The following is a 14,479-nucleotide window of genomic DNA, read 5'->3' as shown; positions in this document are numbered from 1 at the left end:
ATAATTACAATTGAATTTGTTCATCTTTCTCATTGCAATTATGTGGATACACGACGCCAATATGCAACTAGGGAGACAGGCGCGACCAGCCAGGCACCTGTGGCTTCCTCGTCAATTCAATCAACTTTTATTACAAAGTCCTGGAAAAGCCGCCCTCAGTATGTGCACCGCAAAATATTGCTGCAGTGCAATATATCCTCTGAAGAAGTGCGCGTAGCGTCAAGATAGCATATAGCTGAGGCTAGAACGACCGAAAGCTTTCGAAACCAATGATAATGAACAACTTACTGTTCACCGCCTATAATATCCTTAGAAACTATCGACTAGGAGGCGGCAGAGCTATCAACCCCGATATTATACGAGGTTTGATACAGTACAACTCATCCATTCCTGATCACTGATTTAAACCAAGTCACCACTGATGCGGTAAATATATACCGCCATGCCATATCGCTACAAAAGTTTGGCTTAAAAAGTCTAATTCCCAGCCTACACTCCGTTCATCCCGGCTCTAATTACGCGTCCGAGAATTTCCGACCAATCGTCAACATGAATGGAGTTTTCTCTATGAAGTCTGCGACGAGATCGGCCACATCGGCTTTTTTCAGCGCCGCGGAAAGCGACGTCTTTCCGCCAACTGGTGGAGTATTGAAACGCGTCTTCGACGTCTCTGCCGCAATGACTGCCCTGGTTCTCATCAGCCCGCTCTTCCTGATGCTGATGCTGCTGGTGAAACTTACGGATCAGGGTCCCGCCTTTTACGGCCATCGCCGCATCGGCCATAATGGCAAGAGCTTCCGCTGCCTGAAGTTCCGCACCATGGTCGTCAACGGCGACAAGGTTCTTCAGGCCTATCTGCAGGCCAATCCGAAGGCAATGGAAGAATGGCGCGCAACCCGCAAGCTGCAGAACGACCCTCGCGTCACCGTCGTCGGCGCGGTGCTGCGCAAGCTCAGCCTCGACGAACTGCCGCAGCTGATCAACATCATCCGCGGCGAAATGAGCATCGTCGGCCCGCGACCGGTCGTGGAGGACGAGCTCGAGCTCTATGAGACCGCTGCGATCTATTATCTGCAGTCCCGCCCCGGCCTGACGGGCCTTTGGCAGGTCAGCGGCCGCAACGACGTCTCCTATGCCAGCCGTGTCGCCTTCGACACGCATTATGTGAAGAACTGGTCGCTCGGCAGCGACATGAAGATCATCGCCAAAACCATTCCTGCGGTCTGCCTCTCGCGCGGCAGCTATTGATGATGACCGGCAGATACCGCGGGCCACCTCCTGCGGTTTCCCGCGCTCGGCGCGGCTGCCAACCACAAACAGGGAAGATCCTGCATGATTGAATTTCGGCCTTTCAAGAGGCTTGTTCGCGTGAATACATCTCTTCGATGCGCAGCTTTCGTCGCTCTCAGCCTTTGCGCAGCGTCCGTCTCGGCTTCGGCTGACAATCTGCCCGGATATCACCTGGGCGTCATGGACAAGCTGCATGTGCGCGTTGCCGAATGGCAGACCGCAGAAGGCGCCGTTCGCGACTGGTCCTCGATTTCCGGCGACTACACAGTCGGCCCTTCGGGCTCGATCTCCGTTCCTTTCATCGGCGACATGCCCGCGCTCGGCAAGACCACGGACCAGATCGCAGAGGCCATCGGCCTCGGGCTGCAGAAGCAGTTCGGCCTGCGTGATCGCCCCTCGGCCTCAGTCGAACTCTCCCAGTTCCGCCCGATCTATCTCTCAGGCGAGGTGCAGAATCCGGGCGAATATCCTTTCGCGCCCAATCTTACCGTGCTCAAGGCCGTCAGCCTGGGAGGCGGCATGCGTCGCGCCGATGCCGGCCAGCGTTTCGCACGGGATTTCATCAATGCCAAGGGCGACGCCGTCGTCTACATGGCGGAACGCGGCCGTCTTCTGATGCGCAAGGCGCGCCTGCTGGCGGAACTGTCCGGCAAGGATGAAATCGAGGTTCCCCCGGAACTCAAGCAAACGCCGCAAGCAGAAAGTATGCTTGCAAGCGAGCGGGCGCTGATGCAGACCCGCAGCGAGCGCATGAGGAACCAGCTGCAGTCCCTGGAAGATTTGAAAACCCTTCTGCAGAACGAAGTCGAAGCCCTTTCGAAAAAGAACGAGACGCAGAGCCGCCAGCTGGAATTGGCAAAGGCCGACCGCGACAAGGTCGAAAGCCTGGCCGAACGGGGGCTTGAGCTCGCCTCCCGCCGGATCTCCGCGGAACAGCGCGCATCCGATCTGGAGGCCACGCTTCTCGATACGGAAACGGCGTCGCTGAAAGCCAAACAGGACATCAACAAGGCCACCCAGGACGAGAATACGGTGCATAACGACTGGCAGAACTCGCTGGCCAAGGATATGCAGGATACCGATACGCAGCTGGAAACCCTGCAGCTGAAGCTCTCGACCAGCCAGTCGCTGATGCAGGAAGCACTTGCCCAATCCTCGGATGCAAGCAACCTCGATCCCAGCGGCCAGAGTGTGAGCGTCACCTACACGATCATCCGCGACGAAAACGGCCAGTCGAAGGAGATCCAGGCCCAGGAGAATACGCAGGTATTGCCCGGTGATCTCATCAAGGTCAGCACCGGTCTTGCCATCCGATAAGGAAAGTCGATGCGGATAGCCAAATCGATCTTTGTCCGTCCAGGCAGCAACGTCACCTATGGCACGGTGGCGATTGCTCTCTCCTTCTTCGTTTTCGCCTACTCCTCGCGTTTCGGCCAGCCTTCGATCCTGCTCTACTACGCGCTCTGGTTCCCGCTGGTCATGATCGACTATCGCAATGTGCTCGGCAGCTATCAGAAGCAGCTCTGGCTTTTCGCCTTCGGCGTCTTCACCTGCCTGTCGATCTTCTGGTCGGTCGTTCCCTCCGTGTCGGCGCGCGCGGCGATCCAATATATGACGCATATCTTCTGCGCCCTGGTCGCCATGCGCACGCTCGATATCCGCACGCTGGCACGCGGTGCGATCGCCGGCACCGGCATCGTGCTCATCTATTCGATATTGTTCGGCTATTATGCCTATGATCCGATCGATGGAACCTACAGCTTCGTCGGCGCCTTCGACTCTAAGAATCAGCTCGGCTTCTATGCCTCGATCGGCATCTATTTCGCCTTTACCGCCGTCTTCGTTCTTGGCGAACGGCGAATCTGGATGCTGGGCGCGGGAATTGCCGGCCTGCTATCCGCTTATTGCCTGCTTGCCTCGCAATCGGCGACCTCGGTGCTGACGACCGGGCTGGTGGTAGTCCTATGCGCGAGCCTGCGCGTCATCCTTTACCTGTCGCCCAAGCAGCGCAAAAGGCTGTTTGTGACCGCGGCCGTCTCCGGCGTCGTGCTCGTAGTTGCCGGCGTCTATGGCGGCGCGGTCGACGTTGTGCTCGGCGCCTTCGGCAAGGATTCCACGCTCACCGGGCGTACCTATCTTTGGCAGCAGGGCATCGCCGCCGCGCAGCAGAACCTCTTCTTCGGAGTAGGCTACCAGGCTTACTGGGTTCAGGGCTTCTCCGAGCCCGAGCGACTATGGGATGAGTTTTTTATCGCTTCCCGAGCCGGTTTCCATTTCCATAATACCTATATCGAAACTGCGGTGGAAAACGGGCTCATCGGCGTATTCCTGCTCGCCTCGATCCTGTTGACGGCCTTCATCGGCCATATCAGCCGTTTCCTGAGCGACATAAGAAACGATGAATCCTACATCCTTCTAGGCGTTGCCACCCTTCTGCTGATCCGCTCTTTCGTGGAGATCGATATTCTAAATCCGTACCACGTCGGCTCCTTCCTGTTCTATTTCACGGCAGGAAAACTCTCCATGCGAGCGCGAGCGCGCGTAAACGCATCACTGCCCGCCAGCGATGACCGGATACAATTTGCGACGCCTGTGAACTGGGAGCCGCGGACGGGCCAATGAAGACACTCTACGGCATTCAGTATCTTCGTGCTTTTGCTGCGCTCGCCGTGGTGTTCTTTCACGCTGCCGAGCGCAGCGGCGGCCATTTTCGCATCGGGGCCGCCGGCGTGGACGTCTTTTTCGTTATCAGCGGCTTCATCATGTGGACCATGAGCGAACGCCGTCCCGTCACGCCGCTGCGCTTCGTGCTGGATCGGCTGCAGCGCATCGTGCCGTCCTATTGGATCGTCACGGCCATCATGATCGGTGGGGCAATCGTCGGCCTGTTTCCGAACCTGAAGCTGACGGCAAGCCATATCCTTGGTTCGCTGCTGTTCATTCCGCTCCGCTCGCCAAACGATAGCAACGAGATCTGGCCGGTCCTGGTTCAGGGATGGACCTTGAATTTCGAGATGTTCTTCTACGTCATCTTCGCAGCCTGCCTGTTCCTGCCGCAACGCCTGCGTCTCGGCAGCCTGATCGGCGTCTTTGTCGCCTTCGTCATCGCCGGCGCGATCATCCATCCACAATCGCCGTTGCTTGTTACCTATACGAGGCCGATCATTCTCGAATTCGTGGCGGGTGCGGTTCTGGGCCAGCTCTGGCTGAAGGGAAACATCCCGGGATTTGGCCTCGGCCTTACGCTCATGGTCGCGGCAATTGGCGGTTTTGCTGCCATTGAAATTCTCGGCCTGGAATTCAACGAGATAACATGCGGCCCGCTCGCCATAGCGCTGGTACTGGGCATGGTCTCGGTCGAGCGCAGCGGCAGGCTGCCGCAGATTGTGCCGCTCACCTACCTCGGCAACGGCTCCTACTCCATCTATCTGTGGCATACGCTGGCAATCTCGGTCGTGGTAAAGTTCGGGACATCGACACAGATCCCTTCCGATGTGGTCGCCTTCCTCGGCGCTATTGCAGGCACCGTGCTCGGAATATTTGCCTATGAGCTGGTCGAAAAGCCGCTGCGCAACCTATTGCGAAACTTCAGCTGGCGAAGGACTCGTCCCTCGCCAGCCTGATAGCGGACCGGCCTCTGGATCGGCGGCACCGGATTAAAGCCGCCGGCGACGCAGCTGATCGAAATAGACAATGACGATGATCAGTACGCCGGTGATGATGCGCTGCCAGAAGGAATTCAGGTTCAAGAGATTGGCACCGTTGTTGATCGTCGCCAGGATGAATGCGCCGATCAGCGGGCCGTAGACCGAGCCGACCGCGCCGAACAGGCTCGTTCCGCCGATCACCGACGAGGCAATCGCCTGCAGCTCCCAGCCATCGGCCTGGGTGGCATTGCCGATCGCGATGCGCGAGGCAAGCAGAATACCGACGAAGGCGGCGCAGGTTCCCGAGAGGATGTAGGCGAGATAGATCATCCAGTTGACATTGACGCCGGAAAGGCGGGCTGCTTCGCGGTTTGAGCCGACGGCGAAGAGATAACGGCCCCAGCGGCTCAGATGCAGGAAAATGACGGCTGGAATTGCCACCAGGATCACCATCCAGAACAGGCTTGGAATCCCCAGGAAATCCGAAACGGCGAAATTGGTGAAATCGTCATTGACGATATTGATCGTCGAGCCGTTGGTAATCAGCAGGCCGATGCCTCGTAGCGACGTCAGTGTCGCCAGCGTGATGATGAAGGGCGGCAAGCCCATGCGCACGATGCCGAAGCCGTGGAACGCCCCGATCAGAACCCCGAACAGCAGGGTGATGAGAATGGCGGCCCATACTGGAAATCCAGCCTGAAGCAGCCAGGCGATGATGACCGTGCAAAAGCCGACGATCGCGCCGACGGAGAGGTCGATACCCGCCGTGATGATGACGAAGGTCTGGCCGAGCGCAAGAATGGCGGTCATCGACCCCTGACGCATCAGATTGGTGATGTTGAGCGGCGTCCAGAACTTGTCGGTCCAGAAGCCCAGGAGGATCCAGAGCGCCAGCAGCAGCAGGATCAGCGTCAAGCTGAAGAGGATGTTCATCTTGCGCCGCGGCGCAACCGCTGGGCCTTCTGTCGTATTCGCGGCCATTTTCTTGTTCTCCCTCTTTCGACTTGTTTGTTGTTCAGACGCCGATCGCTTCGCCGAGGACTTCCTCATGCGTTGCCGCATGGAAATCATGGCTGGCGACCAGCTGGCCTTGGCGGAAAACGTGCAGGCGATCGGCGAGCTCGTAGACCTCGGGCAGATAGGATGAGATGACGATGATGCCGGCGCCGTCGCGAAGCAGCTTGGCGAATAGCCGATAGATTTCAGCCTTTGTCCCGACATCGACGCCGACCGTCGGCTCATCGAAAATAAAGAGCTTGGCACCATGGCTCAACCATTTGCCGATGACCACCTTCTGCTGGTTGCCGCCGGACATGGCGGAGACCAGAACCCGCCGGCTCGGCGTCTTGATGCTGAGATCACGGATCTGCTTGTCGGCGTTGGTGGATTCGCCTTTCCTGTCGATGATCGGGCCGCGGCTTAACCGCTTGAATACGGGCAGATTGATGTTGAGTCCAATCGGCAGGTTGAGGCAAAGCCCCTGATCGCGCCGGCTTTCAGGCGCCAGCGCTATGCCGAGTTCCATCGCGTCACGTTCGTTGCGGATTTCGACCTTGCGGCCCTGCCAATAAATTTCCCCGGCAGAGAGCGGCTGACGCCCGTAAAGACCGAGAGCGAATTCGCTGCGGCCGGCGCCGATCAGTCCGTAAAGGCCGACGATCTCGCCGGCACGAACGCTCAGCGAAACATTCTCGAAGCCGGGCCCGGAAAGACCGCGCGTCTCGAGGATGGTATCGCCGATCGGAACCTCTTCCTTGTGATAGATCTGTTCGATGGAACGATTGATCATCAGCTTGATCAACTCGTCCTCGTTGGTTTCGGCGATCGTGCGGGTGCCGACATGCGTGCCGTCGCGCAGTACAGAAACCCGGTCGGCGAGTTCGAACACCTCTTCCATGCGATGGCTGATATAGACGATCGTCACACCCTCGCCCTGCAGGCGGCGGATCAGCTTGAACAGCTGCGCCGATTCCTGGCGGGTGAGATAGGCGGTCGGCTCGTCGAAAATCAGGAACTGCGTGCCGCGCATCGCGGCTCTCGCAGTCGCGACCAGCTGCTGCTGACCGATCGTCAGCGATCCCAACAGTTCGCCGGCCGGCAGCCCGAAGCCGAGATCGTCGAGCACGGTCTGCGCCATGGCCACCATCTGCTTCTTGCGCATCAGGCCGAAACGATTGACCTCGTCGCCAAGGAAAAGATTGGCGGCCACCGTGAGGTGCGGGCAGAGCACCACTTCCTGATGCACGGCATTGATGCCGCGGGCGATCGCCTCATTGGGCGTTGCGAGCGCAACCGGATGGCCGCACCAGAAGATTTCGCCCGCCGTCCTGGTGATGACGCCGGTCAAGAGCTTGATGAGTGTCGATTTGCCGGCACCGTTCTCGCCGACGATCGCGTGAATCTCGCCGGCCAGAAACGTGACGGTCGCAGGTTTCAGCGCCTCGACGAAGCCATAGCGCTTCTGCAGGCCCTTGAGCTCAAGAATGGGCGAGCCCGCCGGAATGCGGTTTGCTTCCGTTTTGACAGTGTCATCGTGCCGATGGCTGATTTCTTCAAGGCTCGTCATGACGTCTCCTCCCTCTCACATCTCCGCACGGCCGCCTCGGGGGACGCGGCCAGGCGAAAGGCCGCGCCCGATGCTTCGGGCGCGGCCTCAAGTCTTACTTGACCTTCGGGTTCAAGAGCGCATCGATTTTCGGATCGCTCATATTCGCCTTGGTGACGAGGTTGGCGCCGGTATCGACGTTGGCCGGAACTTTTTCCTTCTTCGAAGCGGCGAGCGCCGTCTTGATGCCGTCATAACCCATGCGATAGGGATCCTGCACCACGAGACCGGCAAGAACGCCCGATTTCAGGAAACCGACGGTCTTGTCGTCATTGTCGAAGCCGATCACCTTGATCTTGTCGCCGAGCTTGTTTTCGGCGATGGCCTGGCCGACGCCCTGAGCCATGATCAGGTTGGAGGCGAAGACGCCGACGAGCTTCGGGTTGGCCGTGATCAGGTCGGTCATGATGTTGAGGCCGGTTGTTGCCTGACCATCGGCATACTTGTCAGCAACGACCTTGAGGCCCGGATATTTGCTCTTGACCTCCTCCAGGAACCCCTGGCGGCGCTGATCGAGGGAACCGACGCCCGGCAGGCTGGTGATGATGGCGATCTCACCCTCTTCCTTGCCGGTCATGCCCTTGATTGCGGCGGCAAGACCATCGGCGGCGATGCGGCCGCCCTGGACGTTGTCGGTGGTCAGGAACGAGACGAAGGATTTGGAATCGGCGCCGGAGTCGATGCCGACGACCGGCACGGACTTGGCGGCTTCATCCACGGGCTTGCCGAGCGCCTTGAACTCGGTCGGCGAGATGACCACCGCCGCCGGCTTGCCGGCAACGGCGTTTTCGAGAATGCTGATCTGGCCGTTAATGTCGGATTCCGATTGAGCGCCGAGCTCCGGCACCTTCACACCGAGATCCTTGCCTGCCTGGCGAGCGCCGGCAAGAACGATCTGCCAGTAGAAGGATGTGGTATCCTTGACGATGATCGGGATGGTCACGTCGGCCGCGAAGGACTGCATGGGCATCGCCATGGCGATGACGGCAGCACCGGCGAGGCCGGCAAAGCTGCGGCGGGACAAAAGTGACTTGGCAATTTTCATCTGCTTCTCCTCTCAACGCGCTCTCTCTCCTGCACACCTGCCGCTGAACGCTTACGGCTGGTATCGCGACGCCTTGCGGCGTCACGCATCGCGCGGCGGAAAAGCCACCGACGCCAAAACAGGCTTTCCTCCTCTACGAAGCCATCTCTCCGACGGCTCGAAGCTCCAATCTGCTAGACCCGGACCGCCTCGTCTCCCAACGGCGGCGCCACGAGGGTCAACCCTTCGAACTCCGCATAGAAACTGTCGGGGAGCCGGGGCTCCACCAGCTGCATATTGCGGACAAGACTTTCCGGCTTCGCCGTGCCGATCAGCACCGAGGCCACGCAGGGACTGCGCAGCGGGAACTGAAGCGCAGGCTGGGCAAGCGGTACACCATGCTTGCGGGCGATCTCTTCCATAGCCCCAACCTTGGCCAGGATATCCGGCGTTGCCGGCAGATAATCGAAATGCGCGCCGGGCACGGGACCAGTCGCCAGAATGCCGGAGTTGAAGACACCGCCGACGACCAGCGATGTTCCTTTCTTCTCGCAAAGCGGCACCAGCTCGGCAACGGCCGAGCGGTCCAACAGCGTATAGCGACCGGCGAGCAGAATGCAGTCGATATCGGCCGCATGCATGACGTCCAGGCAGACCGGCACCTCATTGACCCCAAGGCCATAGGCCTTAATCGTGCCGGATGATTTCAGCTCCTCCAGAGCCTTTAACCCGGATCCCAGAAGCTGCCCCAGGTAACGTTCGTTGAGTGCCTTGCCGTGGGTATAGCCGCCGATATCGTGGACATAGAGAATATCGATGCGATTGAGACCGAGGCGTGCATAGCTGAACTCAACCGAGCGCATGATGCCGTCATAGGAATAATCGTAGTCGGCATCGAAAGGCAGGGGATCGACATAGCCGTAATTCGGCACCTTGTCGCTCGGCACCGGCCGCATGAGGCGACCGACTTTGGTCGACAGCACGTAACTGTCTTCCGGCTGATCGCGCAGGAAATCGCCGACATGGCGCTCGCCAAGGCCGAAGCCATACCAGGGTGCCACGTCGAAATAGCGGATGCCGCTATCCCAGGCCGCCTGCAAGGTCTTCATCGCCTGATCGCGAGGGCAGGCACGATAGAGGCCGCCCAGCGCCGCAGCGCCGAAGCTGATCTCCGTGACCTCAAGGCCCGTCCTGCCGATTGTTCTTCTCTGCATCACCTCTCCCTTGTGATGACGATCATTTCAATTTCGGTGGCGTTAACGGACGCTCTCGGCGTCCATCGCCATTGATTTTGTTTTTTATCTACAATAAACATTTTGGTGTCAACGAGGAAATCATAGGGACCGTCACGGGAGACGACGGAAACAGCGGTTTCGACATAACTCCTGCAATTGACTGCCATCGGAACATGGTTCAGACAGCGCCGCCAGCAAAGAGCGGTGACGATACGCGAGGGGGAAATGGCAAGGCAAAACACGCTCTTCAAGGAAGCCTACAATCGCTATGCAGCCCGCCTGAAGCTCGATACCGAACTGCCGAGCGAGCCTGAAATCGCAGCCGAGCTCGGCGTCAGCCGCAGCACGGCGCGGGCGATCCTGATGCGTCTCAGCGACGCCGGCATCATTCTCTGGAACAAGCGGCAGAAGGTTGTACTGCGCCAGCCGACCGAGGCCGATTTCTTTCCCAAGGAGGAAACCGATTCACTGCACGATATCATCGAGCGCAGCTTCATGGTGCGCATCATGTCCGATGAAGCCCAGCCCGGCATGCAGATCAACGAGCTGGAACTGGCGCGCGAAATCGGCACTGGCACGTCGGTCGTTCGTGAATTTCTCATCCGATTCAGCCGCTTCGGCCTGATCGAGAAACGGCCGAACAGCCACTGGATTCTCAAGGGCTTCACCAGCGAATTCGCGCTCGAACTTGCTGACGTGCGGGAAATGTTCGAGCTGCATTCCGCAGCCGAGTTCGGCCGCTTGCCTGCCAATCATCACGCCTGGGAGGATCTCAAGGCGATCGAGCAGGAACACCACGAGCTGCTCAAAGATTTCGACGCGCATTACCGCGATTTCTCGCGCCTCGACGAAAAATTTCACCTTCTCATCCATCGCGCCTCGAAGAATCGCTTCATCACCGAGTTCTACGACGTCATCGCCATCATTTTTCACTATCACTATCAGTGGAACAAGGCTTTCGCACGCGAGCGCAATGCCCGCGCCATAGTGGAGCATCTCGACTATATCGAAGCGCTGCAATCGCGCGACCAGCAGAGGATCGACGCTGCCTGCCGTCAGCATCTTGCTTCGGCACGACAGACGCTGCTGCAGTCGATCCCGCAGGTTCCGGGAGAAATTGCCGGCTCCGCCGCGTGACGACGGGAGCCGGCCGTTCGCTTATTTCGCCGTGAAGCTCAGGCTTTGGCTGGCAAAGCGCGGAGACGAGACTTCCAGCCTGATCGCACCGGCTTCTCCGATTGCCTGCAGCCAGAAACCTGTGGTCCCGCCCTGGAATGCCACCGTTTCCGGCCCGATAACCTTCGCCGGACCTTCGACCTTGATCGTGACGGCCTCATTGAGGAAAGGCAGACGCGAGCCGGCCTGATCGAGCGCACGCACGATGACGCGCACCGCATCGCGCTCGCCTGCGCGCAAGGTATCGGCATCGGCTTCGACCTGAAGCGACGCCGGCAGCGGATTGGCGACCATATGCTGCTCGACAACCTTTCTGCCGCCGATATAGCCGGTGAAATGCACGTCTTCCCATTCCATTCCCCATACGCCGAGCTCGTCCGGAGTGAAGGAACGGTGATCGAAGACGACGGGAGGATGCGGTAGGTGCGGGAAAGTCTCCCGGTCCGGGCCGAGACGCTTGGTCAGCGAGCCGTAACGCAGCTCGACCTCATCGCAATTGGTCAGAACGATCAACGGCAGCGCGCCGCCGATATTGCGCTCGCCGCGCGCCCAGATCGTCACCGGCTTCATGACGATCTCTTCGGCGGGCTCGCACTGGCTGGCATAGACATAAGCGGCGAATTTCGGCTCGCGGAACATGTCCATCACGCCGTGATAGCAGATGCGATCGCCCGAGCCGAAATCGCTATGGGTATTGTAGTCGAACATGCACCAGCCAATGGCGCCTGATATCGAGGGGTCGCCATAGGCGGCGTTCAGCACTTCCAGATGCCGGCGGACATGCTCGGCCTGGCGCTGCTCCTGATCGTAGATCTTCGTCGGATACATATGGCCGCCGAATTCGGTGATCAGATAGGGCACATCCTTGGAAAGGCCGGTATTTTCCTGCTGCGGCCTGAGCGGCGTGCGCGGCCGGTTGGCACCCGGCAACTCCTCGTTGCCGAGGATGAAATCATTCATGGTGTAGACGTCCTCGAGCATCTCGCTCTCGGTGATGTAACGCACGCCGCCGGTCTGACGTGTCGGATCGAGCTCGCGCGCCAAGCGGTTCGTCTCGGTGTAGAAATCATGCGAATCCTGGGACTCGTTGATGCGCACGCCCCAGATGACGATCGATGGGTGATTCCAGTCGCGTTCGATCATTCGGCGCACGTTGCGGATCGATTCCTGCTGCCATTCCTTATCGCCGATATGCTGCCAACCGGGGATTTCCTCGAAGACCAGCAGGCCGATGCGGTCGCAATGATCGAGGAACCACTTCGATTGCGGATAGTGCGAGGTGCGCACGATGTTGCATTTCAGGGTGCGCTTCATGATTTCAGCGTCGCGCTCCTGGGCAGAGCGGCCCATCGCATAGCCGACATAGGGAAAGGCCTGATGGCGGTTGAGCCCGCGCAGCTTCAGCTTCTTGCCGTTCAGCAGGAAGCCTTCCGCTGTGAAGCCTGCCGTGCGGAAGCCAAAGGCCGCGGCATGACGGTCCGCGCCGTGATCGCTCGCAAGCTCCACTTCGGCCGAATAAAGAACCGGATCGTCGAGTTCCCAAAGCGAAAGGCCGGAAAGCCCGGCAAAGCTGAGCTTCACGCTTTCACCGGATGTGTCAGCCTCACCGGAAGCGATGGTTGCTCCGTCCACAGAGCGTAGAGTAACGGTCACCGTCCCCTTAAAAGCGAGATTTTGCGGATTGGAGATGTCGCAGCGCACCGTCGCGGATTTGCGGTCGGAAAGGACATCGGCGGTTTCGATCTTGATATTGGCAACCGAGACCGGATCGGTCAGCTTCAACCAGACATCACGATAGATGCCGGCATAGGTCAGGTAATCGATCCGACCGCCGAAAGGCGGTATCTCCCGGTTCTCGCTGCCATCGATCTTGACCGTGATGAGGTTTTTGCCCTGACGCAGGCGGCCGGTCAGGCGCGCCTCGAAGGGCGTATAGCCATCTTTATGAGCAACAACCTCCTCGCCGTTCAGATAAACAACGGCGTCGGCCATGGCCGCATCAAAGATCAGCGATATCTCCCGCCCGGCGAATGTGTCGTCCCACTCCATTATTTTCTGATAGGTGAAGGCGCGCTGATAGGATTTCTCGTCGAAATAGTTGAAAGGCAGTTCGACGGCCGTATGCGGCAGAGTGACCTGCTGTCCGTCCTGCGGGCGGCCGACATCCCTGGGCGAAAATCCTTCGCGAAACGTCCAGGATTCGTTGAAGGCGACAACAGAACGCATATTCAATCCTATCGATTAAGCCCGTCGCGGCGGGGACGAACAGATGTTGCTGGGAAGTCAGGCGCGCGGCGAGGCAGGCGGGACGCCGCGGGGCAATATCTATACAGGCTCGCCGCCGTTGTGCAATGCGACCGGTTGGCGGATTTCCATTTTCAAGACAAGCAAGCGATGGCAAGAATGCCGACCTATCACGGATCTATCGGCTCCGTGCATTCTTCGTCTCCTCGACCGGACTGCGCACCGCGGCATACATGCCCGTCGTGCGGAACTCCGTCGGATTGATGCCGTAGATGCGGCGAAACACCTTGGAGAAATAATTGGCATCGTCGAAGCCCGACATGATCGCGACTTCCTTGACCGGGATGAAGGCGGCCTTCGTCAGCAGCTTCGCCGCGCGCTGCATGCGCTGCTGCAAAACGAATTCCGCCGGCGGCACGCCTTCGCTCTCGGCGAAGACGCGCGAAAAATGCGCGCGGCTGAGGCCGCCCACCTTCGCCAGCTCTTCGACTGGCAGCGGCTTGTCGAGATTGGCATTGATGTAGTCGATGACGATCTGCATGACAGAGCGGTCGGCGGCAAAGGCATGCGAGCCGAAGACGTCGTCATAGAGCGCCATGGCCGCCTCATAGGCGATGGCCGAAGCCGAAGCCGGCGTCGTGGCGCCCTTTACGAGCCGAAGGCTGCAATCGGCAAGATGATCGATGGTCGCCTGCTGTAGCTTCAACACCGGACCGGCTGCGGCGAGAATCAGGCGATGGATGCGCAACGCTTCCTCGCCGTTCATGGAAATCCAGAAATATTCCCAACGCTCCCCCTTCTCCAGCCAATAGCGGTGATTATGCGGTACGAGAACGAGCAGTGTGTCGCCGGCATTGACGCGATAATTGCGGCTTTCATAACGCATGCGCCCCGTGCCGCTGATCGTGTGCTGCAGCACGGTGAACGGTGTCAGGCCGCGCCGCCGTCCATCCCAATCATAGGGTTCATCATAGCGCACTTCATATCCCGCACTGGTTGGCATGGCGTGCAATCGGTGGCGTCCACGCGGCAGTGAAACCGTCCGCATGACCTGTCCGTTATCGATCAATTCCTGCAGCACAAAATTACCCTCAAAAGCATAATAGTTCTCTGTTCGCCTCGGCGATTATAGGCATAATCCCGCCAGAAAACAGCGCATGCTCGCCGGCGAGGAACGGCGATCGGAGGAAAAATCTCGATTTCGGCCCGTTCCGCAACCGATGCGACAATGGACAAAAACGCTGTCGATTTCCCCTGC

The 14,479-nt window shown here is 59.1% G+C and carries 11 protein-coding genes; 5 read left to right on the top strand and 6 right to left on the bottom strand.

Annotated features, from left to right (window positions below):
* The first annotated feature begins 567 nt into the window (after positions 1-567).
* The 4 genes from DQ393_RS25930 to DQ393_RS25915 all read left to right on the top strand — a co-directional run bounded on the left by DQ393_RS25930 (position 568) and on the right by DQ393_RS25915 (position 4,913).
* A complete protein-coding gene (locus DQ393_RS25930; protein WP_112344571.1) occupies positions 568-1,248 on the top strand; it encodes a sugar transferase in 681 nt (226 codons plus the stop codon).
* An 84-nt stretch (positions 1,249-1,332) separates the two neighbouring features.
* Positions 1,333-2,607, top strand: a complete 1,275-nt coding sequence (locus tag DQ393_RS25925; RefSeq protein ID WP_112344570.1) for a polysaccharide biosynthesis/export family protein — start codon at positions 1,333-1,335, stop codon at positions 2,605-2,607.
* A 9-nt stretch (positions 2,608-2,616) separates the two neighbouring features.
* Positions 2,617-3,912: an O-antigen ligase family protein gene (locus DQ393_RS25920; protein ID WP_112344569.1), complete on the top strand. Its 1,296-nt coding sequence runs from the start codon at positions 2,617-2,619 to the stop codon at positions 3,910-3,912.
* Positions 3,909-4,913, top strand: coding sequence for an acyltransferase family protein (locus tag DQ393_RS25915; protein ID WP_112344568.1), 1,005 nt, complete (start codon positions 3,909-3,911; stop codon positions 4,911-4,913). The genes DQ393_RS25920 and DQ393_RS25915 overlap by 4 nt, the downstream gene beginning before the upstream one ends.
* Before the next feature lie 33 nt (positions 4,914-4,946).
* Here the strand turns inward: DQ393_RS25915 and DQ393_RS25910 are convergent, their stop codons facing one another.
* The 4 genes from DQ393_RS25910 to DQ393_RS25895 form a co-directional block, all read right to left on the bottom strand.
* The gene (locus DQ393_RS25910) at positions 4,947-5,918 is read right to left on the bottom strand and encodes an ABC transporter permease (RefSeq protein ID WP_112344567.1); all 972 of its coding nucleotides are present in this window, start codon (positions 5,916-5,918) and stop codon (positions 4,947-4,949) included.
* Between the two features lie 34 nt (positions 5,919-5,952).
* Positions 5,953-7,503 carry a sugar ABC transporter ATP-binding protein gene (locus DQ393_RS25905; RefSeq protein WP_112344566.1) on the bottom strand — a complete coding sequence of 517 codons (1,551 nt, stop codon included), beginning with the start codon at positions 7,501-7,503 and terminating at the stop codon, positions 5,953-5,955.
* A 94-nt stretch (positions 7,504-7,597) separates the two neighbouring features.
* Positions 7,598-8,587: an ABC transporter substrate-binding protein gene (locus DQ393_RS25900; protein WP_112344565.1), complete on the bottom strand. Its 990-nt coding sequence runs from the start codon at positions 8,585-8,587 to the stop codon at positions 7,598-7,600.
* Positions 8,588-8,760: 173 nt separating this feature from the next.
* A complete protein-coding gene (locus DQ393_RS25895; protein WP_112344564.1) occupies positions 8,761-9,780 on the bottom strand; it encodes an aldo/keto reductase in 1,020 nt (339 codons plus the stop codon).
* Positions 9,781-10,026: 246 nt separating this feature from the next.
* On the opposite strand from DQ393_RS25895, the gene DQ393_RS25890 reads away from it, so the two are divergent.
* On the top strand, positions 10,027-10,938 hold the full coding sequence (locus DQ393_RS25890) for a GntR family transcriptional regulator (RefSeq protein ID WP_112344563.1): 912 nt from the start codon (positions 10,027-10,029) through the stop codon (positions 10,936-10,938).
* Between the two features lie 21 nt (positions 10,939-10,959).
* Here the strand turns inward: DQ393_RS25890 and DQ393_RS25885 are convergent, their stop codons facing one another.
* Both DQ393_RS25885 and DQ393_RS25880 read right to left on the bottom strand, forming a co-directional pair.
* Entirely contained in the window at positions 10,960-13,203 is a 2,244-nt protein-coding gene (locus DQ393_RS25885) for a glycoside hydrolase family 2 protein (protein WP_112344562.1), read from the bottom strand.
* A gap of 196 nt (positions 13,204-13,399) precedes the next feature.
* Entirely contained in the window at positions 13,400-14,302 is a 903-nt protein-coding gene (locus tag DQ393_RS25880) for a helix-turn-helix transcriptional regulator (protein WP_112344561.1), read from the bottom strand.
* Positions 14,303-14,479 lie beyond the last annotated feature (177 nt).

The organism is Martinezella tropici (genome assembly GCF_003287875.1).
GTDB lineage: Bacteria > Pseudomonadota > Alphaproteobacteria > Rhizobiales > Rhizobiaceae > Rhizobium > Rhizobium tropici_C.
Note: the sequence above shows the minus strand (reverse complement) of the source record. Positions and strands in the feature narration are given on the sequence as shown.